General features: G+C 71.9%; 24 protein-coding genes and 1 tRNA gene. 13 read left to right on the forward strand and 12 right to left on the reverse strand.

What is annotated here, in order from left to right; genetic code table 11:
* Positions 1-132: 132 nt before the first annotated feature.
* Complete coding sequence (hutU, locus tag ACFC0G_RS14270) at positions 133-1,848, reverse strand: urocanate hydratase (RefSeq protein ID WP_376402408.1); 1,716 nt, start codon at positions 1,846-1,848, stop codon at positions 133-135.
* A 105-nt stretch (positions 1,849-1,953) separates the two neighbouring features.
* Here hutU and ACFC0G_RS14275 point away from each other — a divergent pair, with 105 nt between their 5' ends.
* The 6 genes from ACFC0G_RS14275 (at position 1,954) to ACFC0G_RS14300 (ending at position 6,185) form a co-directional block, all read left to right on the forward strand.
* Positions 1,954-3,279: a diaminopimelate decarboxylase gene (locus ACFC0G_RS14275; RefSeq protein WP_376402409.1), complete on the forward strand. Its 1,326-nt coding sequence runs from the start codon at positions 1,954-1,956 to the stop codon at positions 3,277-3,279.
* 150 nt (positions 3,280-3,429) lie between these two features.
* The gene (locus ACFC0G_RS14280; protein ID WP_376402412.1) at positions 3,430-3,909 is read left to right on the forward strand and encodes an SRPBCC family protein; all 480 of its coding nucleotides are present in this window, start codon (positions 3,430-3,432) and stop codon (positions 3,907-3,909) included.
* A 140-nt stretch (positions 3,910-4,049) separates the two neighbouring features.
* The gene (locus tag ACFC0G_RS14285) at positions 4,050-4,481 is read left to right on the forward strand and encodes a hypothetical protein (protein WP_376402415.1); all 432 of its coding nucleotides are present in this window, start codon (positions 4,050-4,052) and stop codon (positions 4,479-4,481) included.
* Positions 4,478-5,296, forward strand: a complete 819-nt coding sequence (locus ACFC0G_RS14290; protein WP_376402418.1) for a transcriptional regulator — start codon at positions 4,478-4,480, stop codon at positions 5,294-5,296. The genes ACFC0G_RS14285 and ACFC0G_RS14290 overlap by 4 nt, the downstream gene beginning before the upstream one ends.
* 41 nt (positions 5,297-5,337) lie before the next feature.
* A complete protein-coding gene (locus ACFC0G_RS14295; RefSeq protein WP_376402421.1) occupies positions 5,338-5,730 on the forward strand; it encodes a roadblock/LC7 domain-containing protein in 393 nt (130 codons plus the stop codon).
* Positions 5,731-5,813: 83 nt separating this feature from the next.
* Positions 5,814-6,185 carry a hypothetical protein gene (locus ACFC0G_RS14300; protein WP_376402424.1) on the forward strand — a complete coding sequence of 124 codons (372 nt, stop codon included), beginning with the start codon at positions 5,814-5,816 and terminating at the stop codon, positions 6,183-6,185.
* A 33-nt stretch (positions 6,186-6,218) separates the two neighbouring features.
* Here ACFC0G_RS14300 and ACFC0G_RS14305 read toward each other — a convergent pair whose 3' ends face one another.
* Together ACFC0G_RS14305 and ACFC0G_RS14310 are read right to left on the reverse strand one after the other, a co-directional pair.
* Positions 6,219-7,064, reverse strand: coding sequence for a MurR/RpiR family transcriptional regulator (locus ACFC0G_RS14305; RefSeq protein ID WP_376402427.1), 846 nt, complete (start codon positions 7,062-7,064; stop codon positions 6,219-6,221).
* Between the two features lie 441 nt (positions 7,065-7,505).
* A complete protein-coding gene (locus tag ACFC0G_RS14310; protein WP_376402430.1) occupies positions 7,506-8,894 on the reverse strand; it encodes a cystathionine beta-synthase in 1,389 nt (462 codons plus the stop codon).
* Between the two features lie 103 nt (positions 8,895-8,997).
* On the opposite strand from ACFC0G_RS14310, the gene ACFC0G_RS14315 reads away from it, so the two are divergent.
* The 3 genes from ACFC0G_RS14315 (at position 8,998) to ACFC0G_RS14325 (ending at position 12,718) form a co-directional block, all read left to right on the forward strand.
* The gene (locus tag ACFC0G_RS14315) at positions 8,998-10,020 is read left to right on the forward strand and encodes an SGNH/GDSL hydrolase family protein (RefSeq protein WP_376402432.1); all 1,023 of its coding nucleotides are present in this window, start codon (positions 8,998-9,000) and stop codon (positions 10,018-10,020) included.
* A gap of 253 nt (positions 10,021-10,273) precedes the next feature.
* A complete protein-coding gene (locus tag ACFC0G_RS14320; protein ID WP_376402435.1) occupies positions 10,274-11,494 on the forward strand; it encodes an acetyl-CoA C-acetyltransferase in 1,221 nt (406 codons plus the stop codon).
* Between the two features lie 351 nt (positions 11,495-11,845).
* The gene (locus tag ACFC0G_RS14325; RefSeq protein ID WP_376402438.1) at positions 11,846-12,718 is read left to right on the forward strand and encodes a hypothetical protein; all 873 of its coding nucleotides are present in this window, start codon (positions 11,846-11,848) and stop codon (positions 12,716-12,718) included.
* A gap of 109 nt (positions 12,719-12,827) precedes the next feature.
* Here the strand turns inward: ACFC0G_RS14325 and ACFC0G_RS14330 are convergent, their stop codons facing one another.
* The gene (locus ACFC0G_RS14330; protein ID WP_376402441.1) at positions 12,828-13,157 is read right to left on the reverse strand and encodes a hypothetical protein; all 330 of its coding nucleotides are present in this window, start codon (positions 13,155-13,157) and stop codon (positions 12,828-12,830) included.
* A 53-nt stretch (positions 13,158-13,210) separates the two neighbouring features.
* Complete coding sequence (locus tag ACFC0G_RS14335; protein ID WP_376402444.1) at positions 13,211-14,083, reverse strand: alpha/beta fold hydrolase; 873 nt, start codon at positions 14,081-14,083, stop codon at positions 13,211-13,213.
* 101 nt (positions 14,084-14,184) lie between these two features.
* Here ACFC0G_RS14335 and ACFC0G_RS14340 point away from each other — a divergent pair, with 101 nt between their 5' ends.
* Positions 14,185-14,742, forward strand: coding sequence for a TetR/AcrR family transcriptional regulator (locus ACFC0G_RS14340; protein WP_376402447.1), 558 nt, complete (start codon positions 14,185-14,187; stop codon positions 14,740-14,742).
* 66 nt (positions 14,743-14,808) lie between these two features.
* Here ACFC0G_RS14340 and ACFC0G_RS14345 read toward each other — a convergent pair whose 3' ends face one another.
* Positions 14,809-15,708, reverse strand: coding sequence for a Bax inhibitor-1/YccA family protein (locus tag ACFC0G_RS14345; protein ID WP_376402450.1), 900 nt, complete (start codon positions 15,706-15,708; stop codon positions 14,809-14,811).
* A 183-nt stretch (positions 15,709-15,891) separates the two neighbouring features.
* On the opposite strand from ACFC0G_RS14345, the gene ACFC0G_RS14350 reads away from it, so the two are divergent.
* Positions 15,892-16,506 (forward strand): hypothetical protein, encoded by a 615-nt coding sequence (locus ACFC0G_RS14350; protein WP_376402453.1) that lies wholly within the window; start codon positions 15,892-15,894, stop codon positions 16,504-16,506.
* A 57-nt stretch (positions 16,507-16,563) separates the two neighbouring features.
* Here ACFC0G_RS14350 and ACFC0G_RS14355 read toward each other — a convergent pair.
* Positions 16,564-16,650: transfer RNA gene (locus tag ACFC0G_RS14355), tRNA-Leu, on the reverse strand.
* A 379-nt stretch (positions 16,651-17,029) separates the two neighbouring features.
* On the opposite strand from ACFC0G_RS14355, the gene ACFC0G_RS14360 reads away from it, so the two are divergent.
* Both ACFC0G_RS14360 and ACFC0G_RS14365 read left to right on the forward strand, forming a co-directional pair.
* Positions 17,030-17,800 carry an ABC transporter ATP-binding protein gene (locus ACFC0G_RS14360; protein WP_030315258.1) on the forward strand — a complete coding sequence of 257 codons (771 nt, stop codon included), beginning with the start codon at positions 17,030-17,032 and terminating at the stop codon, positions 17,798-17,800.
* 87 nt (positions 17,801-17,887) lie between these two features.
* A complete protein-coding gene (locus ACFC0G_RS14365) occupies positions 17,888-20,419 on the forward strand; it encodes an ABC transporter permease (protein WP_376402456.1) in 2,532 nt (843 codons plus the stop codon).
* 62 nt (positions 20,420-20,481) lie between these two features.
* On the opposite strand, the gene ACFC0G_RS14370 is transcribed toward ACFC0G_RS14365, so the two are convergent.
* The 5 genes from ACFC0G_RS14370 to ACFC0G_RS14390 form a co-directional block, all read right to left on the reverse strand.
* Positions 20,482-21,795 carry a class I SAM-dependent methyltransferase gene (locus ACFC0G_RS14370; protein ID WP_376402458.1) on the reverse strand — a complete coding sequence of 438 codons (1,314 nt, stop codon included), beginning with the start codon at positions 21,793-21,795 and terminating at the stop codon, positions 20,482-20,484.
* Between the two features lie 171 nt (positions 21,796-21,966).
* Positions 21,967-23,346 (reverse strand): NAD(P)/FAD-dependent oxidoreductase, encoded by a 1,380-nt coding sequence (locus ACFC0G_RS14375; RefSeq protein WP_376402461.1) that lies wholly within the window; start codon positions 23,344-23,346, stop codon positions 21,967-21,969.
* A gap of 380 nt (positions 23,347-23,726) precedes the next feature.
* Positions 23,727-24,641 carry an exopolyphosphatase gene (locus tag ACFC0G_RS14380; protein ID WP_376402464.1) on the reverse strand — a complete coding sequence of 305 codons (915 nt, stop codon included), beginning with the start codon at positions 24,639-24,641 and terminating at the stop codon, positions 23,727-23,729.
* Positions 24,638-25,180 (reverse strand): DUF501 domain-containing protein, encoded by a 543-nt coding sequence (locus ACFC0G_RS14385; protein ID WP_376402466.1) that lies wholly within the window; start codon positions 25,178-25,180, stop codon positions 24,638-24,640. The genes ACFC0G_RS14380 and ACFC0G_RS14385 overlap by 4 nt, the downstream gene beginning before the upstream one ends.
* A gap of 40 nt (positions 25,181-25,220) precedes the next feature.
* Complete coding sequence (locus tag ACFC0G_RS14390; protein ID WP_376402469.1) at positions 25,221-25,691, reverse strand: septum formation initiator family protein; 471 nt, start codon at positions 25,689-25,691, stop codon at positions 25,221-25,223.
* Between the last annotated feature and the right edge of the window lie 35 nt (positions 25,692-25,726).

A 25,726-nucleotide genomic window follows, 5' to 3' on the forward strand; every position in this document is an offset into this window, starting at 1 on the left:
CCGCGCCCTCCCCCGCACCCCCGCCGGGCCCGCGGGGGGGGGCCCCCGCCCGGGGGTCGGGGGGGCCCCCCCCGGGGGGGGGGCGGGGGCGGTGGGCCCCCCGCGACTGCCACATGGCGTGGAAGCTCGCGCTCACGCGGAGGCCTCGGACGCGGTGTGGCTCTCGGTGTCGCCCTTCGTGTCGCCCTCGGTGTCGCCCTCGCGCATCGGGACGCGGACGCCCTTCTCGTCGGCGACCCGCTCGGCGATGTCGTAGCCCGCGTCGACGTGGCGGATGACGCCCATGCCCGGGTCGTTGGTGAGGACGCGGCGGATCTTCTCGCCGGCCAGCGGGGTGCCGTCGGCGACCGTGACCTGGCCCGCGTGGATGGAGCGGCCCATGCCGACGCCGCCGCCGTGGTGGATCGAGACCCAGGAGGCGCCGGAGGCGACGTTGACCATGGCGTTGAGCAGCGGCCAGTCGGCGATGGCGTCGGAGCCGTCGAGCATGGCCTCGGTCTCGCGGTACGGGGAGGCCACCGAGCCGCAGTCGAGGTGGTCGCGGCCGATCGCGAGCGGGGCGGCGAGGGTGCCGTTGGCGACCATGTCGTTGAACATGTCGCCGGCCTTGTCGCGCTCGCCCTGGCCGAGCCAGCAGATGCGCGCCGGGAGGCCCTGGAAGTGGACGCGCTCGCCGGCCATCTTGATCCAGCGGTGCAGGGACTCGTTCTCCGGGAAGAGCTCCAGGAGCGCCTTGTCCGTCTTGTGGATGTCGGAGGCCTCGCCGGAGAGGGCGGCCCAGCGGAACGGGCCCTTGCCCTCGCAGAACAGCGGGCGGATGTAGGCGGGGACGAAGCCGGGGAAGGCGAAGGCCCGGTCGTAGCCGGCGAGCTGCGCCTCGCCGCGGATCGAGTTGCCGTAGTCGAAGACCTCGGAGCCGGCGTCCATGAAGCCGACCATGGCCTCGACGTGCTTGGCCATGGACTCGCGGGCGCGGACGGTGAAGCCGGCCGGGTCCTTGGCGGCCGCGTCGGCCATGTCCTCGAAGGCGATGCCGACCGGGAGGTAGGCGAGCGGGTCGTGGGCCGAGGTCTGGTCGGTCACGATGTCGATCGGGGCGCCCTCGGCGAGCATCTGCGGGAGCAGCTCGGCGGCGTTGCCGAGGAGGCCGATGGAGAGCGGGCGGCGGGCGTCGCGGGCCTCGGTCGCCAGCTGGAGGGCGTGGGCGAGGTTGTCGGCCTTGACGTCCAGGTAGCGGTGCTCGATGCGGCGCTCGATGGCGCGCGGGTCGACGTCGATGCAGATGGCGACGCCGTCGTTCATCGTCACGGCGAGCGGCTGGGCGCCGCCCATGCCGCCGAGGCCGGCGGTGAGGGTGATGGTGCCGGCCAGGGTGCCGTTGAACTTCTTCGCGGCGACGGCGGCGAAGGTCTCGTACGTGCCCTGGAGGATGCCCTGGGTGCCGATGTAGATCCAGGAGCCGGCGGTCATCTGGCCGTACATGGTGAGGCCGAGCTGCTCCAGGCGCCGGAACTCCTCCCAGTTCGCCCAGTCGCCGACCAGGTTGGAGTTGGCGATGAGGACGCGCGGGGCCCACTCGTGGGTCTGCATGACACCGACGGGGCGGCCGGACTGGACGAGCATCGTCTCGTCCTGCTTCAGGGTGCGCAGGGTGCGGACCATGGCGTCGTACGAGCGCCAGTCGCGGGCGGCCTTGCCGGTGCCGCCGTAGACGACGAGCTTGTCGGGGTGCTCGGCGACCTCGGGGTCGAGGTTGTTCTGGAGCATCCGGAGGGCGGCTTCCTGCTGCCATCCCAGGGCGCTCAGTTCCGTACCGCGTGCTGCTCGGACGGGGCGGGGTCCTGACATGGGGGTGCCTCCTCGAATGTCGATCAGATATTCACATCTTGGCGCGCTGAATAGTTGTAGTCAACAGGACGGGCTTCACCCATCCCGGTGAGACGGAGTGATGGGATGGGCCGTATGGCCTCCTACCGTCGTGATCTCGCCGTCCGAGCCTCCGTCGACCAAGGACTCCTCTCCCCCGGCGAGCCGGTCGTCGCCCTCCTCGACACCGTCGGCATCCGCGCCTCCGCCGCCGCCCTGACCAGCGCATTCGCCGCCGTCACCGACGCCCACGTCCTCCACGCCTTCGCCGTCAAGGCCGCCCCGCTCGTCCCCGTCCTGCGCCTCCTCCACGCCGCGGGGCTCGGCGTCGAGGTCGCCAGCCCCGGTGAGCTCGCCCTCGCCCGCGCCGCCGGGATCCCGCCCACCCACACCGTGCTCGACTCCCCCGCGAAGACCCCGGCCGAGCTGCGCCAGGCCCTCGCGCTCGGGATCGCCGTCAACGCCGACAACCTCCAGGAGCTGGACCGGCTCGACGCGCTCGTCGCGTCCGCGCCCACCGCCTCACCCCTCGGTCTCCGGGTGAATCCGCAGGTCGGAGCCGGTTCCATCGGTGCGCTCTCGACCGCGACCGCCACCTCCAAGTTCGGCGTGGCGCTCCGCGACGAGGGCGCCCGCGCCACCGTCGTCCAGGCGTACCTGGACCGCCCCTGGCTGACCCGGCTGCACACCCACACCGGCTCCCAGGGCGTTCCGCTCGCCCTGATGGCGGAGGGCGTCGGAGAGGCGTACGCGCTCGCCGAGGAGATCAACCACAAGGCGGGCCGGCAGCAGATCGACACCCTCGACATCGGCGGCGGCCTGCCGGTCAACTTCGCCTCCGACGAGGAGACGCCGACGTACGCCGAGTACGCCCGGCTGCTCGCCGACACCGCCCCCGGCCTCCTCGACGGCCGCTACCGCCTGGTCACCGAGTTCGGCCGCTCCCTGCTCGCCAAGCACGGCACGGTCCTCGCGCGGGTCGAGTACACGAAGACCTCCGGCGGCCGCCCGATCGCCGTCACCCACGCGGGCGTCCAGCTCGCCACCCGTACGGTCTACGCCCCCGACTCCTGGCCGCTGCGGATCCTCGCGTACGACGCCGAGGGCCGCCCCCGCGCCGGGGACGTCACCGTCCAGGACGTGGCGGGCCCCGCCTGCTTCGCCGGGGACCTGCTCGCCACCGGCCGGGCGCTGCCGCTGCTGCATCCCGGCGACGTGGTCGCGGTCCCGGACACCGGCGCGTACTACTTCGCCCACCACTACGCGTACAACAGCCTGCCCCGGCCCGGGATCCACGGCTTCACGGTGGCCGACGACGGGGCCGTCACCTTCTCGACCGTCCGGAAGGCCCAGACGCTCGACGAGATCGTCGCGGAGGCGGGCGGGGCGCAGCCGGACGCGCTGGTCCGGTAGCGCCGGAATCCCGGCGGAAAGCGCGGCGGGAAGCACGGCGGGAAGCACGGCGGAAGGCATGGCGGACGGCACGGCGGAAAGCCCGGCGGAAGGCACGCCGGACGCGTGCGCCGGGTAGCGCGGGCGCGGCGGCCCCGGTTCGATGAGGACATGACTGGAACGGGTACGGACACCACCTCCGTCGTCGTCGAGCGCCGGGTCGCCGCCTCCCCCGGGCGCGTCTGGGAGGCGATCACCGACCTCCGGGACATGCCCCGCGTCCTCTCGGGCGTCGAGAAGGTCGAGGTGCTCACCGAGGGAGGCTTCGCCGTGGGTACGCGCTGGCGCGAGACGCGGCGGATGCTCGGCAAGGAGGCGACGGAGGTGATGACCGTGACCGAGTGCGAGCCGCCCGACCGGTACGTCACGGTCGCCGACTCGCACGGCATGCACTACGTCTCCGAGCTCACCCTCACGGCCGACGGCGAGGGCGCCACGACCCTGCGGATGGCGTTCTCGGCCCGCCCGGCGCAGGGCCGCACCCCCGGTTTCGTCGCCCGGCTGCTCGCCCGCTTCGGCGCCAAGGCCGTCGCCAAGGCGCTCGCGAAGGACCTCTCCGACATCGCGAACGCCGTCGAGTCCCACGCCTGAGGCAAACGGATCGGTCAATTCCCGCCAGCCTCCGGCATGTTCCGATGGAAAATGCCAGAACGACCCCCACGGGCCGGAACGTTCAGTAACGTCGCGGTCACCGCCGTTCGTTCGCGCGCCGTATCGGGAGGGGAATCCGCGTGCCCGGAATCGACGAGTGCCTGCTGGAGGCCATGGCCCTGCCAGGCGCTCGCGGAGCCTCCCTGGTCGACTGGACCAGCGGGCTCGCCCTCGGGACGGCGGGCGAGTCCCCGACCGGAGACCACGAGACGACGGCCGCCGAGACCGCCGAACTCGCCCGCGCAGCGGCCGAGTTCGACTCCTTCGCGATAGCGGGGGAGACGGATCCCCCACCCGGCTCACCCGACTCGCCCGGCCCACCCGGCCCGCCCGGCCCGCCCGTCGAGGATCTGATCGTCACCACCCGCGCCGGCTACCACGTGCTCCGCTTCGTCGAGACCTCCTTCGACAGCAGCGTCTTCCTCCATCTCTGGCTCGACCGCGACACCGGCAACCTCGCCCTCGCCCGCATACGCCTCCGCGACCTCGCCGAGAGGCTGGTCCTCGGATGAGCCCCGCCGCCACGGCCCCCGCCGCCGCTCCCGCCCCAGGGCCGCCCGCTCCCCCGGTCTCCCCGATGCTGGTCCGGCTCGCCGCCGAGAAGGCCACCGGCGCGCTGCTGCGCGACCACGGCACGCTCTACCTCGTCGACGGCCGTGTCGTGCACGCCGAGAGCCCCGCCGCCCCCGGCGTCGACGTCCTCCTGACCACCGGCGGACGCCTCCCCCGCGAGGGCTGGGACGAGGCCGTCGACCGGGCCGGCGCCCACCGCGCCGTCGGCCGCTTCCTCGTCGACAGCGGCCGGCTGCACGACGGCGAGCTGGAGATCTGCCACCTCGGCGCCGTCTTCGACGCGGCCTTCTTCGCCCTCTCCCCCACCAGCGGGCCGACCCGCTTCCGGTACGGGGTGGGCCACTGGTTCGGCACGGTGCGACCGGTCTCCGCCGAGGCCGTCGAGCGCGAGACCCTCCGCCGCCGCGAACTCCTCGACGCCGTCTGGCCGTACGCCTCCGTCGACAGCGCCCCGGTCGTCCCGCGCCCCGCCGCCCCCGGCCAGACCGTCGGGGCCCGGCAGCGGGCCCTGCTCGCCGCCGCCGACGGGGAGCGGACCCCGGCGGAACTCGCCCGGCTGCTCGGCCGCCCCGCCTTCCACACGCTCCTCGACATCCGGCGGCTCGCCGCGGCCGGGCTCGTCGAGACCCCGCCGGACCCGGAGCCCGGCCCCGAGTCCGTACCGCTGCCCCTCCCCCTGTCCGCCGTGCCGGTGGCGGACCCCGACATCGCCCTGCTGCGCCGGCTCCGTGACGCCCTGGAGGCACACCTGTGATGAGGCGTGCCCTGCGCCTGCGCGCCGAAAGGAAACAGCTCATGACGGCAGAAACCGAGGTCCTCGGCGAGCTCAGACGGCTGCGGGCGCGGCTGCCCCAGCTGACCGGAGCCCTCGCCGCCAGCGCCGACGGCCTCGTGCTCGCCCACGACACCGTCGACGGCGAGGCCGAGAGCGTGGCCGCGCTGACGGCGGCGGCGCTCGGCGTCGGACAGCGGCTGACCGACTGCACGGGCCAGGGCCGCTTCCGCGAGCTCCTCGTCCGCGGCGAGAGCGGTTACGTGGCGACGTACGCGGCGGGCGGCGCGGCCGTCCTGACGCTCCTCGCGGAGCCCCGGATCAACGTGGGGCGGCTCCACCTGGAGGCCCGCAGGTCCAGCGCCCGGATAGGAGAGCTCGTCGACGGGGCGCTGGAGCGCAGGGACCCGACCTGAACCGACTCCTGACACACCTCAAGAAGCTCAAGCAGCTCACGCAGAAAATCACACAGAAGATCACGAAAAGGAAGTGCGACACCATGGCGAACACCGAGACCTCCCTCAAGGAAGCCGCCGCGATCGACGGCGCCATCGGCGCGGCGCTCGTCGACTACACGAGCGGCATGGCGCTCGGCACCATCGGCGGCAGCAAGGAGCTCGACCTGAACGTGGCCGCGGCGGGCAACACCGACGTGGTCCGGGCCAAGGCCCGGGCGATGGAGATGCTCGGCCTCGGCGACGCGATCGAGGACATCCTGATCACCCTCGGCCGGCAGTACCACCTGATCCTGCTGCTCAAGGGCCAGGGCTCGAACGGCCTGTTCCTGTACCTCGCCCTGGACAAGGAGCGCTCGAACCTCGCGATGGCCCGCCACCAGCTCAAGAAGATCGCGGCCGAGCTCCAGGTCTGACGCGCGCGACGCCTCCGCGCGCGCCCTGCCCGGCTACTCGACGAACAGGCCCCGCGCGGCCGCCTTGCTGTCGAACTCCTCCAGACGCGCCTGCGCGTCCGGGAGTTCGTCCGCCATGGCCTCCAGGAGGACCCGGCCGAGCATCATCGGCGCGCAGGCGGTGTCGAAGGCGAGCCCCGTGCCGACGGCGGCCGGGATCAGCAGGTCGCTGTGGGCGGCGACGGGCGCGAAGGCCGAGTCGGCGACGGCCACGACCGTGAGCCCGGCCGCCCGCGCGTACTCCAGGGCCTCCACGACCTCCCGGGGGTGCCGGGGCAGGGCGAAGCAGAGCAGCGCCGTGGCCCCGGCCCGTACGGCCGCGTCGACGCGGTCCGTGAGCATCGAGCCGCCCTCGTCGAGGAGCCGGACGTCGGGGTGCACCTTGGCGGCGAAGTAGGCGAAGCCGCGCGCCTGCGAGGAGGCGGCCCGCAGGCCGAGCACGAGCAGCGGGCGGGAGGCGGCGAGGACCCGGCCGGCCCGTTCGACGGGCCGGGGGTCGGCGAGCAGCCCGGCGAGGTGCCGGAGGTTCTCGATCTCGGCGAGCACGGCCTGCTGGTACTCGTTTTCCCCCGCGCGCTCCCCCTCGGCGGCGCCGGGTTCCGGGGGCGCGACCTCCCGCAGGTGCCGGCGGAGCGCCGGGTACCCGTCGAAGCCGAGCGCGACGGCGAAGCGGGTGACGGACGGCTGGCTGACCCCGGCGAGCTCGGCGAGCTCGACGCTGGACAGGAAGGGCACGTCGGCGGCGCGCCGCACCATGCAGTGCGCGATCCGTCGCTGCGTCGGCGTCAGCCGGTGCCCCTCGAAGAGCGCCTGCAGCCGTCCGGCCGGGCTGTCGCTCATGCCGTCCGTCCCCCTTCCACCTATTCACCCGCGAATATCTCTGCATAAGGATATGCAGCCGGGCCCCGGGAGGGGAACGGGCGAGGGAAGGGCAGCCACAGGAGAAGGGCGGCGCGGGGAAGGAGGGCCGCGCGCGGCGGAAGGAGAGCGGCGCGGGAAAGGAGAACCGCGCAGAGGAGAGCCGCGCGGGGAAGAAGCGTGACGCGGGGACCGCCGCACCCCCGGTGAAGGGGGGCGGGACGACGGCGGTCCCCGCGTGGGACACGGGCCCGGGTCAGGGCCGGTCTCCGCGTCCGCGGCGTCTGTGGAGGCCCGGGAGCCGCTCCGGAAGTCCGTGACGCCGACAACCACCAATGTGCCGGACGCGTGTTAAGCGGGTGCTGCGGGTACGTGTCGCCCTCGTACCAGTTGTACGAACGGCTCCACGTACCCCGCCACGACCTACTTCGCGCCGCCGTTGGCCAGGAAGGCCAGCAGGTCCTGGCGGCTGACGACACCGGTCGGCTTGCCCTCGACGAGGACGATCGCCGCGTCGGAGGACTCGCCCAGGACGGACATCAGGTCGGCGACGGGCTCGCCGGAGCCGACCTGCGGCAGCGGCGCGCACATGTGGCGCTCCAGCGGGTCCTCCAGGGAGGCGCGCTTCGTGAAGAGGGCGTCGAGGAGCTCGCGCTCGACGACCGAGCCGACGACCTCGGCGGCCATGACGTCGGGGTGGCCGGCGCCGGGCTTGACGATGGGCATCTGGGAGACGCCGTACTCGCGCAGCACCTCGATGGCCTGGCCGACCGTCTCGTCCGGGTGCATGTGGACGAGGGAGGGCATGACGCCCTCCTTGTGGCGCAGGACGTCCGCGACGGTGGCGGTGGAGGTGTCCTCCAGGAAGCCGTGGCCGGCCATCCACTCGTCGCTGAAGATCTTGGACATGTAGCCGCGGCCGGAGTCCGGCAGCAGGACGACGACGACGTCGTCGGGCCCGAGCTCCTTGGCGACCTCCAGGGCCGCGACGACGGCCATGCCGCAGGAGCCGCCGACGAGGAGGCCCTCCTCCTTGGCGAGGCGGCGGGTCATCTGGAACGAGTCCTTGTCGGACACGGCGACGATCCGGTCCGTGACGTTCTGGTCGTACGCGGTCGGCCAGAAGTCCTCGCCGACGCCCTCGACCAGGTACGGCCGGCCGGAGCCGCCCGAGTAGACGGAGCCCTCGGGGTCGGCGCCGACGACCTTCACGGAGCCGCCGCTGACCTCCTTGAGGTAGTTGCCGGTGCCGGAGATGGTGCCGCCGGTGCCGACGCCCGCGACGAAGTGGGTGATCTTCCCGTCCGTCTGCTCCCAGAGCTCGGGACCGGTGGTCTCGTAGTGGGAGCGGGGGTTGTTCGGGTTGGAGTACTGGTCGGGCTTCCAGGCACCGGGGGTCTCACGGACGAGCCGGTCCGAGACGTTGTAGTACGAGTCCGGGTGCTCGGGATCCACGGCGGTGGGACAGACGACGACCTCCGCGCCGTACGCCCGCAGCACGTTGATCTTGTCGAGGGACACCTTGTCGGGGCAGACGAAGATGCACTTGTAGCCCTTCTGCTGGGCCACGATCGCGAGGCCGACGCCGGTGTTGCCGGACGTGGGCTCGACGATGGTGCCGCCGGGCTTGAGCGCGCCGCTCTGCTCGGCCGCCTCGATCATGCGGACGGCGATGCGGTCCTTGACCGAGCCGCCCGGGTTGAAGTACTCGACCTTGGCCAGGACGGTCGCTTGGATACCCGCCGTGACGCTGTTGAGCTTCACCAGCGGGGTGTTGCCGACGAGGCTGATCATCGAGTCGTGGAATTGCACCGTAATCTCCGGGGTCTCCGTAATGGTGTGGCCAGCGTATGCGTAGTCGGAGCGGCTTACGGGGCAGTTAGACCCTGAACGGCTTGAAGGAGGTGACGGCCTCATGTCGAGGGCGAGGGTGGCGCGGCGGATCGCGGCGGGTGCGGCCTACGGCGGCGGGAGCATCGGGCTTCTCGGTGTGGCCGCGGTGGGGCTGCTGCTGACCGAGATGCAGCTGGCGAAGAGGTCGGTGGGGAACGGGACGGCACCCCTGCCGCCGGTGGCGGACGGCCTCTACGGCCGGTCCTTCGGTACGGAGGGGCCCCTGCGACTGGCCCTTCTGGGTGATTCCACGGCGGCGGGTCAGGGGGTGCGCCGCACGGGTCAGACGCCGGGCGCGCTGCTCGCCTCGGGGCTGGCGGCGGTGGCGGAGCGGCCGGTGGTCCTGCGGAACGTGGCGCTGTCGGGAGCGCGCTCGGACGACCTGGAGCGTCAGGTGTCGCTGCTCCTCGCCCGGCCGGTCGGGCCGCCGGACGTCTGCGTGATCATGATCGGCGCGAACGACGTGACGCACCGGATGCCGCCCACGGAGTCGGTGCGGCACCTCGCGGCGGCGGTGCGGCGGCTGCGGACGGCGGGCGCGGAGGTGGTGGTCGGGACCTGCCCGGACCTGGGCACGATCGAGCCGGTCTACCAGCCGCTGCGCTGGCTGGCCCGGCGGGCCTCGCGGCAGCTGGCGGCGGCGCAGACGATCGTGGTGGTGGAGCAGGGCGCGCGGACGGTGTCGCTGGGCGACCTGCTCGGCCCCGAGTTCGCGGCGAATCCGCGCGAGATGTTCGGGGTGGACAACTTCCACCCGTCGGCGGAGGGGTACGCGACGGCGGCGATGGCGGTGCTGCCGACGCTGTGCGCGTCCCTGGGCGTGTGGCCGGAAACCGACCGGCTGGAGCCCACGCGGCGGGAGAACATCCTGCCGGTGGCGAAGGCTGCGGCGGAGGCGGCGAAGGAGGCGGGCACGGAGGTCACGGGCGCGCGGGCGCCGTGGGCGCTGCTCAAGCACCGCCGGAGGCGGCGACTGCCGGTGCCTGCGGCCGGCGGACCGGAGGCAGGCTCGGAAGAGGCCCCGGAGGACGCCCGCAACCCGTGACGGAACCGCCCGGGAACGCCCGGGAACGGCTCGGGGTACAGGGAGCGGACGCGCCCGCCAGGGCGCCGTCCCGTGTTCCCACCCTCCCCCAGGGCCCCAGCCCTGCGGGACGATTGCGCACAAGGGCGCCCGGGCCGACTGAGCGCTCGCTTAGAAAAGAGGCCCGCGTCACACCGCCAGGGCGGTGACCCGTGCGGTACGTACGGGTAACTTCCCTTTCAGTCCGCTCACTCCGCACCCTCATGGAGCCGTGATGCCCGAAGCCGTGATCGTCTCGACCGCCCGCTCGCCCATCGGCCGGGCCTTCAAGGGCTCCCTGAAGGACCTGCGGCCGGACGACCTCACCGCGACCATCATCCAGGCCGCCCTGGCCAAGGTGCCGGAGCTCGACCCCCGGGACATCGACGACCTGATGCTGGGCTGCGGTCTGCCCGGCGGCGAGCAGGGCAACAACCTGGGCCGGATCGTCGCCGTGCAGATGGGCATGGACCACCTGCCGGGCTGCACGGTCACCCGCTACTGCTCCTCCTCGCTCCAGACCTCCCGCATGGCGCTGCACGCCATCAAGGCCGGCGAGGGCGACGTCTTCCTCTCGGCCGGTGTCGAGATGGTCTCCAGCTTCGCGAAGGGCAACTCGGACTCCTGGCCCGACACCCACAACCCGTACTTCGCCGAGGCCGAGGGCCGTACCGCCGAGGTCGCGGCCTCCGAGGGCTCCACGTGGCACGACCCGCGCGAGGACGGCATCGTCCCGGACGCGTACATCGCGATGGGCCAGACCGCCGAGAACCTGGCCCGCTGGAAGGGCATCAGCCGCCAGGAGATGGACGAGTTCGGCGTACGGTCGCAGAACCTCGCCGAGCAGGCCATCAAGAACGGCTTCTGGGAGCGCGAGATCACCCCGGTGACGCTCCCGGACGGCACCGTCGTCTCCGCCGACGACGGCCCGCGCGCCGGCGTCACCCTGGAGGGCGTGCAGGGCCTCAAGCCGGTCTTCCGCCCCGACGGCCTGGTCACCGCCGCCAACTGCTGCCCGCTGAACGACGGCGCCGCCGCGCTCGTGATCATGTCGGACACGAAGGCCCGCGAGCTCGGCCTGACCCCGCTCGCCCGCATCGTCTCCACCGGCGTCTCCGGCCTCTCCCCCGAGATCATGGGCCTCGGCCCGGTCGAGGCGTCGAAGCAGGCCCTCAAGCGCGCCGGCCTCACCATCGGCGACATCGACCTCGCCGAGATCAACGAGGCCTTCGCCGCCCAGGTCATCCCGTCCTACCAGGACCTGGGCCTGGACCTGGACAAGGTCAACGTCAACGGTGGCGCCATCGCCGTCGGCCACCCCTTCGGCATGACGGGCGCCCGGATCACCGGCACGCTCATCAACAGCCTCCAGTTCCACGACAAGCAGTTCGGCCTGGAGACCATGTGCGTCGGCGGCGGCCAGGGCATGGCCATGGTCATCGAGCGGCTGAGCTGAGCCGTAGCGAAGGGTAGGGGTCGCCTGAGGAACGAAGGCGGCACCTGCCCGCAGCGGTGGCGAGGCTCAGCGCGACCAAAGAAGCGAGCGGCTGAGCTAAGGCGGCGCCTGTCCTGACGGCCCGGGGCTAACCGCTCCGCGTCCGAGCCGTGACCGAATCTCCCCCAGGATGTGACCTACGTCCCGGGGGAGTTCGTTTTCCCAGGTCAGAGGCGCTTTGGGACTAAACACCCGGCCGAAATACCTGTCCAATTCGTGACGTAATGCACTGACAGCGAGCACCACCCCAGGACAAGCTGATGTAGGAAGTCGGGGGATCGACTCGGAATCGGGAGTACGTCAGTGAGCGCCATGTCTCTTGCCCTGCTGCTGACCACGGCCGCTGCCACGGCCGTGGGCGCTGCTGCCCTGCACGCCGTCCACGGTCTCCGCAAGGAGGTCACCGGCCTCCGCAGCGAGCTGGCGGCCGCCCGCGGCATCACGGTCCCCGCGGCCAGGGCCACGCCCGCCGCGGAGATACGGGCCGCGGTCGCCGAAGCGCTGGCCGAGGAGCGCGAGCGCGAGCTCGCGGAGGCCCGCGCCTTCTGGGCCGCGCAGGAGGCCCGTGACGCGGCGGACGCCCCGTCCCTGCTCGGCGGCCTCGGCGGCCCGGGCGAGGACGGCGCCTTCTTCGTCCCGCGCCAGGCCGACTTCGTGGGCCTGGAGGCGATGGCCCTGGAGGCCATGGAGGCGGAGGCGGCCGCGCTCGACGGTTCCGGCGGACTCGACGGCCTCGGCGGGCTCGACGGTGTCGACGGCCTCGGCGAGCTCGCCGACGCGCTGGACGAGTACCCCGAGGACTCCGCGGAGCTGGCCGCGGCCCGCCGCCGCCACCCCTCGCACCCGGACTTCGTGCCGGTGCAGACCCCGGTCGTCACCGACCACGAGCGGACGGTGTCCCGCCTGGAGGAGCTCGCGGACACCCGTACCGCGCTGACCGACGTGCGCCCCGGCCCGCTCGGCACCCTGGACGTGTACGTCTTCGCGGACGGCACGACGCTCTGTATGACCCCCGGGCACCGCGAGACCGCGGAGCGCCTCGCGGAGGCCCTGCGCGCCGGCCGCACCCCGGTCCTGCTCGGCGGCTCGGGCGTCTCGGGCGCCTTCGCCCTGACCTTCTCGTACGGCGACACCGACGAGGAGAACGTCTACATCCTGGCGGACCGCGTCATCGCCTCGCTGTAGCCCGCACAGCGCACAGCGGGGCGGTGTTGACCCCCCGCAGCAAGGCGGGGGCGTGTGACCCCCGCAGCAAGGCGGCGTAGGCCCCTGGAGCACCAGAGCTCCGGCGGCCTCAGAGCCCCGAGCGCTCCGCCGCCTCCCGGACCAGCCTCACGGCCTCGCCCAGTTCCCCCTCGCGGGAATCGGCCGGGGCCGTTCGCAGGATCTCCGCCAGGTCGTTCCCGGCGACGACGAGCTGGTCGGCGACGGTGAAGACCCCCGCGTCCGGCATCGTCAGCGGCTCCCGCTCCGGGTCCTCGGCGCGCTGGGCGCGCGTCGCGAGCTCCCGGGCGAGCGCGAGCCCCTCGGCCGCCGCCCCGCGCTGGAGGCGGCTCTGCGGGGCGGCCCGCAGCCGGTCGGCGAAGCGCTCGACGGCGGCGGTCAGTTCACTCGTATCACGCACCCCGCGACCCTACGCGCCGCCCGGGGACCCTGACCAACAGACCGCCCCGCGCCTCACTTCGCGTGCCGGCCGAGGAAGTCGCGGACGAGCCCGGCGATCTCCTCGCCGTGCGTCTCCAGGGCGAAGTGCCCGGCGTCCAGGAGGTGGATCTCGGCCTCCGGCAGGTCCCGCTCGAAGGCCTCCGCGCCCGCGGGTCCGAAGATCTCGTCGCCGCGTCCCCAGGCCGCCAGGAGCGGCGGCCGGTGGGTGCGGAAGTACTCCTGGAAGGCCGGGTAGCCGTCCAGGTTGAACTGGTAGTCCCAGAAGAGCTGGAGCTGGATCTCCTTGTTGCCGGGCCGGTCCAGGCCGGCCTGGTCCAGGGTCCACGCCTCCGGGCCGATCCGGTCGAGCCGGTCCGCCGGCACCCCGTGGGTGTACTGCCACCGGGTGGCCTCGGCGGTCAGCAGCTCCCGCACCCCGGCCTCGTTCGCCTCGCGGTCCTTGGCGTGGGCGAAGAGCACGTCCCAGAAGGGCGTGAAGCCCTCCAGGTAGGCGTTTCCGCTCTGGGTGACGATCGCGGTGACCCGCTCGGGGTCGCGGGAGGCGATCCGCAGCCCGATGGGCGCCCCGTAGTCCTGGATGTAGAGCGCGAACCGGTCGACGCCGAGCTTGTCGAGCAGTCCGAGGGTGATCTCGGTGAGCTTCTCGAAGCTGTACGCGAAGTCCTCGACGGCCGGGGCGGCCGAGGCGCCGAAGCCGATGTGGTCGGGGGCGATCAGGTGATACGAGTCGGCCAGCTCGGCCATGAGCCCGCGGTACATGTGCGAGCTGGACGGGAAGCCGTGCAGCAGGACGAGCGTGGGATTGGCCGGGTCGCCGGCCTCCCGGTAGAAGACGTCGAGCCCGTCGACGGTGACGGTGCGGGCGCGCAGGGCGAAGGCGGACATGGGAACTCCCCGTTTCGTTTTCCCGTCGGGAGAACGATCGTTCTCCCGATGCCCTGTAGGCTACGAGAACGATGGTTCTCTACGCAAGGGGTGATCGGCAGATGGACGCGGAAGCCGCCGAACTGAAGGTGCTCGACACCGCCGAGCGGCTCTTCGACGAGCGCGGGGTGCAGGCGGTCGGCATGGACGCGCTCCGCACCGCCTCCGGGGTCTCGCTCAAGCGGCTCTACCAGCTCTTCCCGTCCAAGGACGTCCTCGTCGAGGCGGTCCTGCGGCGCCGCGACGGCGCCGTGCGCGACGCCCTCGCGGCACACGGCGACCGGGTCGCCGACGGCCCGTACGAGCGGGCGCTCGCGGTCTTCGACTGGCTCGGCGCCTGGTTCGCCGAGGACGGGTTCCGGGGGTGCGCGTTCATCAACACGTTCGGGGAGCTCGGCGGCGTCGCCCCGAACGTCGCCGGCCTCGCCCGCGACCACAAGGAGGCCCTGCGGGCGTACTTCGCCGCCCAGACGGACGCCCTCGGCGCCCCGCCCGCCCTCGCCGACCAGCTCGCCCTGCTCGCCAACGGGGCCATGGTCGTCGCGGGCATGACCGGCTCCCCCGAGCCCGCCGCCCAGGCGAAGGCCGCGGCCCGCGTCCTCATCGACGCCGCCGTCTGACGCGGAACGCGGAAAGGGCCCGCCCGGCACGAAGCCGGACGGGCCCTTCCCCCGAGCTCAGAGGCGTCAGTCGTCGCCCTGCAGGATCGACAGCAGACGCAGCATCTCCAGGTAGATCCACACCAGGGTCATGGTGAGACCGAAGGCGGCCAGCCAGGCCTCCTCGCGCGGCGCGCCGTAGTTCACGCCGTCCTCGACCTGCTTGAAGTCGAGGGCGAGGAAGCAGGCGCCCAGGATGACGCCGATGACACCGAAGAGGATGCCGAGGCCACCGCTGCGGAAGCCCAGGCCGTCACCGCCGGCGAAGACGGCGAAGAGCAGGTTCACCACCATGAGCAGCATGAAGCCCATGGCGGCGGCCATCACGAAGCCGTAGAAGCGTCGATTGACCCGGATCCAGCCCATCTTGTAGGCGATCAGGACGCCGGCGAAGACCGCCATCGTGCCCAGGACCGCCTGGATGACCACGCCGTCGGCGATGTACGTCGAGACGGCGGCCGAGATCACGCCGAGGAAGACACCCTCGAAGGCCGCGTAGCCCAGGATCAGCGCGGGAGACGGCTTGCGCTTGAAGGACTGCACCATCGCCAGGACGAACGCGACGATGGCGGCGCCGATGGCGATGCCGTAGGACTTGCCCAGGTTGGCCGAGTCGACCGGCAGCAGGAACCAGGACAGGACGGCGGTGACCACGACCGTGCCGAGCGTCATGGCCGTACGGCTCACGACGTCGTCGATCGTCATCACGTTGCCGCGGGCCTGCGGCGGGGCGCCGAGCGCGGCGTCCTGCGGGGCGTACGGGTTGGTGGCGTACGGGTTCGTCGCGCCCTCGGCATACGGGTTGCCGGTGGCGTACGGGTTGGTTCCGACGGCGGGGCCCCCGGCCTGCGGCTGCTGCGCGTTCACCGCGTAGCCGTTGTCGCGGCTGAACCCCCGTCGCGAGAAGACCGGGTTGCTGCTCCTCATCTCACTCCTCCATGGCAGACCGCACGGCGCGGCCTTGCGTCAAGGGTAATGGGTAGGCAAAAGAAACTCCCTAGTGCTCGGGGAGGATCTTTTCCCGGAAGATTCCGATCTTCGCCCACCCCGGAGGACCCCGCTCCGCGACGCTCGCCCTGTCAGGCACACCCCCCCTTACAAGGAGAGCCGATGACCACCGCACCGCATGACACCTGGCAGCTGCGCAACGGGACCGCGTGGGCGTTCCGCGCCGGCAAGCACCTCGCCGCGCCCGTCGTCCTGGTCGGCGACGCCGGCCAGGACCTGGAGGCGCTGGCCGCGAGCGTGGACGACGGCTCGTACTCGCTCCTCGCGGAGCTGAAGGCGCGCGGCAACGACCTGGTCCTGGTGGGACTGCCCGCCGACACCGGTCTCTCCGGTCACGGCTCGGCCGTGACGGAGGCCGTCACGCGCGCGATCGCCGAGGGATCGGGCGAGCGGCTGGCCGTCGGCGGTACCGGGCGCGGCGCCCTCGCCGCCCGCTACGGCCTGGCGAGCCTGGAGTACCAGCGGGTGGACCACCGGACCGCCGTCCTCTTCTGCCACGACGCCGCCGCGCCCGACCTGGACGAGGCGGCCGAGCTCGACCGCATGGGCGACCGGCCGCAGGCGCCTCTGTTCCTGCGGCTGGTGGAGAGCGGCGTCGAGGACGGGCTGAGCGACGAGCTCGCCGACGAGACGACGACCGGCGAGGGAAGCGGGGGCGGCGCGCTGCTCTCCAAGGAGTTCGGCACCTGGCTGCTCGACCGTCTGCCGAAGGCCTGACGGAGGGCCTGACGGAGGGACTGCGCCGGGCCCCAGGCACTCGCCTGTGGCCCGGGGTGGTGCCCGGAACCGGATTTGAACCGGTACGGCCCGAGGGCCAGCGAGGTTTAAGCTCGCCGTGTCTGCGTATTCCACCATCCGGGCGTTCCGCGAAGCTCCGCGTTGGCACAGGAGCCTATCCGGGCCCCTTCCCTCGTTCAGCGGAACATCGGCCCGATGTTGTCTTATTTTATTGACGCCTGAGGGTGCGTCAGTGCAGGTGAGGGCGTTTTCCCCCAACTGTGACGGGGGTCGCAGGCGCAAAGCCGAGCCCATCGGAATGACGAAAAGTCATCGCAGGTCTGTCACCTCGGCTCGAAGCAGCCTCTCAGGGGTGCCGTCATACCTCAGGAGGACGGACGAGGGCTCCGGTCCGACTCGAGACTGCCCCGAGAACGGGCACGTGGGCGGACGCTCCGGGCCGGAACGGTCGAGACGATGGAGGGGTTCCCGCAGCAGCCCCGCAGTGACAGGAGTCCTCCTCGTGACCACCACCCCCACCGTGTCCCGAGCCACCGCGGTGGCCGCCCGCGCCACGGATCTCTCCAAGGTCTACGGACACGGCGAGACCCAGGTGGTCGCGCTCGACCACGTCACCGTGGACTTCCGGCAGGGCGAGTTCACCGCGATCATGGGCCCGTCCGGCTCCGGCAAGTCGACCCTGATGCACTGCGTCGCCGGCCTGGACTCCTTCTCCTCCGGCTCCGTGCGCATCGGCGAGACCGAGCTCTCCACCCTCAAGGACAAGCAGCTCACCCAGCTCCGCCGCGACAAGATCGGCTTCATCTTCCAGGCCTTCAACCTGCTGCCGACGCTGACGGCCCTGGAGAACATCACGCTGCCGATGGACATCGCCGGCCGCAAGCCCGACAAGCAGTGGGTCCAGCAGGTCATCGACATGCTCGGCCTGTCCGCCCGGCTTAGCCACCGCCCCACCGAGCTCTCCGGCGGCCAGCAGCAGCGCGTGGCCGTGGCCCGCGCCCTGGCCTCCCGCCCCGAGATCATCTTCGGTGACGAGCCGACCGGAAACCTGGACTCGCGCTCGGGCGCCGAGGTCCTGGGCTTCCTCCGCAACTCGGTGCGCGAGCTGGGCCAGACCGTCGTCATGGTCACCCACGACCCGGTCGCCGCCTCCTACGCGGACCGCGTGATCTTCCTCGCCGACGGCCGGATCGTCGACGAGATGCTCCACCCGACGGCCGACGGGGTGCTCGACCGCATGAAGGCCTTCGACGCCAAGGGCCGTACGAGCTGACGCCGTAGCGCCGCGACCGGCCTCGAACCGGTCAGGCCCGCGTCCCCGTCCCTCCGTCCCGCCCCACCCTTCCTTCAGGACACACCCATGTTCCGTACCGCCCTGCGCAACGTCCTCGCGCACAAGGCGAGACTGCTGATGACCGTCCTCGCCGTGATGCTCGGCGTGGCCTTCGTCTCCGGCACGCTCGTCTTCACCGACACCCTCGGCCAGGCCTTCCGCAACCAGTCGGCCAAGAGCTACGACGACGTCGCCGTCGCCGTCGAGATGTACCCGAACGCCGAGCAGGCCCGGAAGGCCCCCGGCCTCTCCCAGAAGGACGTCGACAAGGTCGCCGGGCTCGACGGGGTCGCCTCCGTCACCCCCCGCGTCGACGGCTTCGCGGGCGTGCCCGACAAGAACGGCAAGCTGATCGGCGTCGGCTGGTCCAACAAGGGCACCAACTTCGCCCCCGGCAAGGACGGCAAGGACCGCGCGTACACCTTCACCACGGGTACGGGCCCGGTCGAGGACCGGCAGGTCGCGCTCGACAAGGACACCGCGGACAAGGGCGGCTACAAGGTCGGCGACACCGTCCGCGTCGCGACCACGGGACCCGTGAAGGAGTACGAGCTCTCCGGCGTCTTCACCACCGAGGACGGCGCCGTCAACGCCGGCGGCAGCCTCGTCGTCTTCGACTCCTCCGTCGCGCAGCAGCTCTACCTGAAGCCCGGGTACTACCGGGGCCTGACCGTCACCGCCGCGCCCGGCACGAACGCCGACAAGCTCCTCGACGAGGTCCTCAAGGTCGTCCCGAAGGCCGCCACCGCGCAGACCGGCGAGGACCTCGCCGAGCAGCAGGCCAAGGACATCGAAGCCGGTCTCGGCGCGCTCAACCAGGTGCTGCTCGGCTTCGCGGGCATCGCGCTCTTCGTCGGGATCTTCCTGATCTCCAACACCTTCACCATGCTGGTCGCGCAGCGCACCAAGGAACTGGCCCTGATGCGCGCCGTCGGCGCCTCCCGCAAGCAGATCACCCGCTCCGTCCTCGCCGAGGCCGGCCTGGTCGGTCTGGTCGCCTCCGCCGTCGGCTACGTGCTCGGCATCGGCCTGGCCGTCGCCCTCCGCTCGGCCATGAGCGCCTTCGAGATGAAGGTCCCGGGCGGCGATCTGGTCCTCACCGCCACCCCGGCCGTCAGCGCGTTCGCCGTCGGCGTCCTGATCACGATGCTCGCCGCCTGGCTGCCCGGCCGCCGCGCCGCGAAGATCCCGCCGGTCGCCGCCATGAGCAGCGTCCACGCCACCGCGAGCACGAAGTCGCTCGTCGTACGGAACTCCATCGGTGCCGCGCTCACCGCGCTCGGCGCGGTCCTGATCGTGCTCGGCGCGGGCCAGGGCGGCGACGACGGCCGCATGCTCATCGCGGGTGGCGCGTTCCTCACCCTCATGGGTGTGATCGTGCTGATCCCGTTCCTGTCCCGGCCCGTGATCGCCGTGATCCGCCCGCTGTTCGTGAACCTCTTCGGGGTCTCCGGCAAGCTCGCCGGCCTCAACGCGGTCCGCAACCCGCGCCGCACCGGCGCCACCGCCTCCGCGCTCGCCATCGGCCTGACCCTCGTCACCGGCCTCTCGGTGCTCGGCGCCACGGTCGGCACGGCCCTCGACAAGGCGACGACCGACCAGGTCAAGGCCGACTACATGGTCTCGATGGCCAGTGGCAACAGCCTGAGCCAGGAGGCGCTGACCGCCCTGGAGAAGGCTCCGGGCGTCACCGCGATCTCCCCGCAGCAGGCGGGCGCGCTGGAGATCAAGGGCTCGTACGTCTCGGCCTCCGGCGTCACCCCCGGCGACATCGAGAAGGTCCTCAAGCTCAGCGTCGTGAACGGCTCGCTGAACTCCCTCGGCAAGGGCGCGATCGCCGTCGACGAGAAGACCGCCACGAAGCGCGGCCTGAAGGTCGGCGACACCGTCCCGGTCGAGTACCTCGACAAGCAGAAGGCCAAGCTGACGGTCGGCGCGGTCTTCGAGCCCAACGAGTTCCTCTCGCCGGTCCTGATCGACCACAAGCTGGTCACCGCGCACGAGGAGCGGGCGGAGATCCGTCAGATCTTCGTCTCCACCGAGGGCGGCGCGAGCGCGGCCAACGAGCGGGCCCTGGCCAAGGCCATGGGCGACAACCCCGACATCACGGTGCTGGACCACAAGGGCATCCGTGACGCCTTCGGCGGCCCGATCAACCTGCTCCTCAACATCATGTACGGCCTGCTCGGCATGGCCCTGATCATCGCGGTCCTCGGCGTCGTCAACACCCTCGCGATGTCCGTCTTCGAGCGCCAGCAGGAGATCGGCATGCTGCGGGCGATCGGCCTCGACCGGCGCCGGGTGAAGCGGATGGTCCGCCTGGAGGCCGTGGTCATCTCGGTGTTCGGCGCGGTCGTCGGCATCGGCCTCGGCTCGTTCCTCGGCTGGGCGATCGGCGAGACCATCAAGGAGCAGATCCCGGGCTACGCCCTGGTCCTGCCCTGGGACCGGATCGGGATCTTCCTGGTCCTGGCCGCCCTGGTCGGCGTCCTCGCCTCCCTGTGGCCGGCCCGGAGCGCGGCGCGGCTGAACATGCTCTCCGCCATCAAGGCCGAGTAGCCACGGATACGACTGAAGGGCCGGTCTCCCACCTGGGAGGCCGGCCCTTCGCCGTACGTGCGTCAGGCCGTCTTCTCGTTCCAGACGCGCGGCCGCAGCGCCGTCCCGCTCGTCCCCGCGAGCGGGGTCTTCACGGCGAGGAACTGGTTCACGCCGATCCGGTTGCGCTCGAAGGAGACGGCGGAGGCCGCCATGTACAGCCGCCAGATCCTCGCCCGGCCGGGCGAGGTGAGCCGGACCGCCCGGTCCCACTCCCGCTCCAGGTTGGCCACCCACCGGCGCAGCGTCAGCGCGTAGTGCTCGCGGAGCGCCTCGACGTCGCGGACCTCGAAGCCGGCGTCCTCCAGGGTGGACAGCGTCCGGCCCATGGGGGCGAGTTCGCCGTCGGGGAAGACGTACGCGTCGATGAAGGGGTCGATCTCGTAGGCCTCCTCGTCGGGCTCGGGGCGGCGGGAGATCTGGTGGTTGAGGAGCCGTCCGCCGGGCTTGAGGAGCCCGTACAGCGTGTCGGCGTACTCCCGGTACTTCACGGCCCCGACGTGCTCGGCCATGCCGATCGAGGAGATCGCGTCGTACGGGCCGTCGGCGACGTCCCGGTAGTCCTGGACGCGGATCTCCACGAGGTCGGTCAGGCCCTCGTCGGCGACGCGCTTGCGGGCGTAGGCGGCCTGTTCGCGGGAGAGGGTGACGCCGACGACCCGGGCGCCGTACTCGCGGGCTGCGTGCAGGGCCATGGAGCCCCAGCCGCACCCCACGTCGAGGAGCCGGTCGCCCTCCTTCAGGTTCAGCTTGCGGGCGATGAGGTCCAGCTTGTCGCGCTGGGCGTCCTCCAGGGTCCCGTCCTCCGTCCAGTAGGCGCAGGAGTAGACCATGGACGGGCCGAGGACGATCTCGTAGAAGTCGTTGCCCACGTCGTAGTGGTGACTGATCGCCTGCTTGTCACGGCGCTTGCTGTGGCTGCTGCCGCTGCGGCCGCGCATCTCCTCGGCGGGCGGCGGCGGGGGCGGCAGGGGCCCGGCGAGCCGCAGCAGGGCGCGGGCGGCGGCGCGCAGCTTCGGGTCGCGGACGGAGTCGCGCAGGGCCGTGAGGCGGCTCCTCGTGTCCTCGGGGCGCTCCCAGAGGAGGCCCGAGATGCGGTCCAGGACCTCGTACAGGTCTCCCTCGACGTCGAGCTCCCCGGCCACCCAGGCGCGGGCCAGGCCCAGTTCGCCGGGCTTCCAGATCATCCTCCGCAGGGCGCGGCGGTCGCGGACGATCAGGACGGGGGCTCCCGCCGGTCCGGCCTCACTGCCGTCCCAGGCTCGCAGACGGACCGGGAGCGGTCCTCCGAGGAGTTCCTCGGCGAGAGTCGTCAGCCGCGACGCGGCGTCGGCCATGGTGCACACCTCCGTGATCTCGTGCCCCAGAAATGCTCGTCACCAAGGGAACACCCTCTGTAGGGGTTTCCCATCCCGGCGCAGCGCAACGAGTCGGCAAAACACGCGAAGGGCCGTCCGCACCACGGATGGCGGACGGCCCTTTCGGGGTACTGCGTGTACGGCGGTGCCTTAGGAGGCCTTGGCCTTCTCCTGCGCCGGCGCGGCCGGGGCGGGGGCGGGCTTGGCGGCCTCGTAGAACTCCTCGCGCGGCGTCTCGATGGCGCCGAGCGAGACGACCTCGCGCTTGAGGAACATCGCGAGGGTCCAGTCCGCGAAGACGCGGATCTTGCGGTTCCAGGTCGGCATGGCCATGCCGTGGTAGCCGCGGTGCATGTACCAGGCGAGACGGCCCTTGAGCTTGATCTTCACCTTGCCCATGACGATCATCGCGACGCCCTTGTGGAGGCCGAGGCCGGCCACGGCGCCCTTGTTGGCGTGGCTGTACTCGGCCTGCGGGAAGCCGCGCATGCCGGCCACCACGTTGTCACCGAGGACCTTCGCCTGACGCAGCGCGTGCTGGGCGTTCGGCGGGCACCAGGCGTTCGGGTTGCCGGCCTTGCGGCCGACCATGTCCGGCACCTGGGCGTTGTCGCCCGCGGCCCACGCGTAGTCGAGGCCGTTGATCTGGAGCTTCTCGTTGCAGTCCACGTGGCCTCGGGGGCCGAGCGGCAGACCGAAGCGGGAGAGCGCCGGGTTCGGCTTCACGCCGGCGGTCCACACGATCGTGTTGGAGTCGACCTCGAGGCCGTTCTTCAGCACGACGTGGCCGTCGACGCAGGAGTCCATCGAGGTCTCGAGGTAGATCTCGATACCGCGGCCCTCGAGGTGCTCCTTGCCGTACTGGCCGAGCTTGGGGCCCACCTCGGGGAGGATCTTGTCGGCCGCGTCGACCAGGACGAAGCGCATGTCCTCGCGCTTGACGTTCTGGTAGTACTTCGACGCGTCACGGGCCAGGTCCTCGACCTCGCCGATGGTCTCCGCGCCGGCGAAGCCGCCGCCCACGAAGACGAAGGTCAGCGCCCTGCGGCGGACCTCCTCGTCGGTGGTCGAGTCGGCCTTGTCGAGCTGCTCGAGGACGTGGTTGCGCAGGCCGATGGCCTCCTCGATGCCCTTCATGCCGATGCCCTGCTCGGCGAGACCGGGGATCGGGAAGGTGCGGGAGACCGCGCCCATGGCGATGACGAGGTAGTCGAAAGGCAGCTCGTACGCCTCGCCGACGAGCGGCGCGACGGTGGCGACCTTGCGGTCCTGGTCGATGGTGGTGACCCGACCGGTGAGCACCTCGGCCTTGGGGAGGACGCGTCGCAGCGGGACGACGACGTGCCTCGGCGAGATGCTGCCGGCGGCGGCTTCGGGCAGGAAGGGCTGGTAGGTCATGTACGACCGCGGGTCGACGACCGTGACGGTCGCCTCCGCGTAGCGCATCTTCTTGAGGATGCGCCGAGCTGCGTACAGGCCTACGTACCCGCCGCCTACTACGAGGATCCTGGGACGCTCCGTGGTGCTCATGGGATCGAGTATCCACCCCGTCCGAGGGGGGTGCTCGTGCGCCCCTTCACAAGGTCCTGGCACACCTCTGCTACACTCCGCCGCCCACGTGATCCATGTCATGGCGTTGCAAAGGAACCGGGGTGCGGTGGTGAACGTTGTTCACCCCTCGTGAACTGGCCTGGAGAGGCCTCGTTAACGCTGAACCACCGGGTGCGTTCACGCGATGGAAACAACGAGCGAAGAGGCCCCCGTACCTACGAAAGGGCCCTGAGACGCCCCCCGGAGGGCCCAAAGACCCCCTTCGGACCCTCTTCCGACGCCATCAGGGCCTTTTTCCTTGTGAAGAACTTCACGAACTTTCCCGACGGCATGTCGCCGGGAGGCTCGATAGATGCCCGCTATGCCACGGATAGGGCGATCCCATCGAGGATGTCGTGCTCGCTGACGACGACCTCGCTCGCTCCGACCCGCTCCACGATCTCCCTCAGGACCAGCGCACCGGCGATGATCACGTCGACCCGGCCCGGGTGGATGACGGGGATCGCGGCCCGCTCGTCGTGCGTGGAGGCGAGGAGCCGGTCGGTCACCTCGGCGACCTGAGCGGCGGAGATCCGGGAGTGGTGGATCTTCTCTGAGTCGTACTCCGTGAGCCCGAGGGCGATGGCGGCGACGGTGGTGACCGAGCCGGCGAGCCCGACGAGGGTCTCCGCCGTGCCGATCGGCACGGTCTCGGCGGCCAGGTCGAGCGCGGCCCGGACGTCGGCGCGGATCGCGGCGACCTCCTCGGCGGTCGGCGGGTCGTGCCGGACGTGCCGCTCGGTCAGCCGGACGCAGCCGATGTCGACGGAGCGGGCGGCCTCGACGTGCTTGTTGCCGGTGACGAACTCGGTCGAGCCGCCGCCGATGTCCACGACGAGGTACGTCTCCGGGCCGTGCAACTCTCCGGTGGCGCCGGTGAAGGAGAACGCGGCCTCCTGGTCGCCGGTGATGACCTCGGGCTCGACGCCCAGGATCTCCACGACCCCGTTCACGAACTCGTCGCGGTTCTCGGCGTCGCGCGAGGCGGAGGTGGCGACGAAGCGGAGCCGCTCGGCACCCAGCTCCTTGATGACCTCGGCGTACGCGCGGCAGGCCGCGAAGGTCCGCTCCAGCGCCTCGGGCGCGAGCCGGCCCGTCTTGTCGACGCCCTGCCCGAGCCGGACGATCGTCATCCGCCGGTCCAGCTCGACGAGGTCACCCGTCTCGGGGTGAACGTCGGCGACGAGGAGGCGGATGGAGTTCGTACCGCAGTCGATTCCGGCGACCCGGGTCACTCGCCCTTCTCCTCTTCCTTGTCGGCGCACGGCGTGACGCAGGCGCCCTTCGCCCACCACTCCGGCAGCATCGCGAGCGCCTCGTCGCCGAACGGGTTGACGCCCGGTCCGGCGGCCAGCGAGTGGCCGACGAGGACGTGCAGGCACTTGACCCGGTCCGGCATGCCGCCGGCGCTCGGGAAGCCCTCCAGGACGTCGATCGCGTCACGGCGGGCGATGTAGTCCTCGTGCGCGGCCCGGTAGGCGGCGGCCAGCTCCGGGTCGGTGGCGAGCCGGGCCTGCATCTCCTTCATGACCCCGTTGGCCTCGAGGGTGCCGATGGCCGAGGCCGCCCGGGGGCAGGTCAGGTAGTACGTCGTCGGGAACGGCGTGCCGTCGGGGAGCCGGGGCGCGGTCTCGACGACGTCCGGGTTGCCGCACGGGCAGCGGTGCGCGATGGCGCGCAGGCCGCGGGGCGGCCGGCCGAGCTGGAGCTCGAAGGCGGCGATGTCCTTCTCGGTGGGCTCGGTGCGTTCGGTCTGCGGAGGGGGCGTTTCCATGTTTTTTCGGTTGCCTTGCTCGTGTGTCGCGGAGGAGGGGTCAGGGACGGTCGGCGTGGTCGACGCCGTCCCAGAGGTTGTCGTACCAGGGGCGTTCCGCCGCTCCCTGGTCGGCGCGGGGCCGCTGCTCCGCGTCGGGGTCGTTCACGGTGAAGCCGGTCTCGCCGGGCCGCACGTAGTGCAGGTGCTCGCGGGCGAGCCGGCGGACGTAGGACGGGTCCTGGAGGCGGGCCTTCTCGTCCCGCAGCTCCTCGACCCGGCGTGCGGCCTCGGCCGCCCGGCGCTCCTGGTCGGCGATCTCGCCCTGCTGGGAGACGTAGCTCCGCATCGGGTAGGCGAGCGCCACGACGAGGGAGCAGACGACGAGCGCGAGGAAGGCCGCGCGGCCGGTGAGCCGGGAGCGGCGGGCCTGCCGGCGGGTCTGGGAGCGGTAGACACGGGCGGCTGTCTGCTCGCCGAGCAGTCTGATCCGGGTCGCGGTCGAGAACCGGTCCCGGTCCTTCGCGGCCATGTCGTGTCGCCTCCCCTGTTCATGCGTACGTCCCC

Source organism: Streptomyces sp. NPDC056169, assembly GCF_042268445.1.
Lineage (GTDB): Bacteria > Actinomycetota > Actinomycetes > Streptomycetales > Streptomycetaceae > Streptomyces.